Genomic DNA, 534 nt, shown 5'->3' with positions numbered 1-534 from the left:
CGGCGGCTCTTCTTCGTCATCTTCGCTCCTGATTCGCAGCAAGAATCCTCGCCGCTGTCAGGCAGAAAATCCACTCAAGCTACTGTCCGAATTTGCGGGGCCAGCTCTGCTTTCACCAAGGCCGGACTCTCGTTCGCTGGGCCGTCAACACACTGTCATACTACCACATTTTTGAGGATGTTAATCTGTTGGAAGCCGCGTGGCGTGCGGCAAATTGGAACTGAAATGACAAGACAGGAAGCGTTCGGCTCGACGTGGGCTTCACGGATTTCGGCCTCATCGAGTTCTTCGTTCAAAGTCGATACGACGAACTTTGAGGCTTGACCATTTAGCGACGATTGTCTGGTCAGCTTTGCAAGAGCCCCCTCTTTGCAAGAGCCCCCTCGTCTATGCGCAGATTTCCGCGCAACTTGCCTGACTATCCAAGAGCTGGCCCCGCAAATTCGGACAGTAGCTTGAGTGGATTTTCTGCCTGACAGCGGCGAGGATTCTTGCTGCGAATCAGGAGCGAAGATGACGAAGAAGAGCCGCCGG

At 54.3% G+C, this 534-nt stretch carries 1 protein-coding gene; it reads right to left on the bottom strand.

Annotated elements, in window-relative coordinates:
- Positions 1-155: 155 nt before the first annotated feature.
- A partial coding sequence (locus tag QJT78_RS52025; RefSeq protein WP_281460933.1) for a hypothetical protein occupies positions 156-534 on the bottom strand: 379 nt, incomplete at its 5' end.

The sequence above is a fragment of the Bradyrhizobium sp. Mp27 genome, from assembly GCF_029953005.1.
In the GTDB taxonomy this organism is placed as follows: Bacteria; Pseudomonadota; Alphaproteobacteria; order Rhizobiales; family Xanthobacteraceae; genus Bradyrhizobium; species Bradyrhizobium barranii.
The sequence above is the reverse complement of the archived record's forward strand: the minus strand, read 5'-3'. Positions and strand labels throughout refer to the sequence as shown.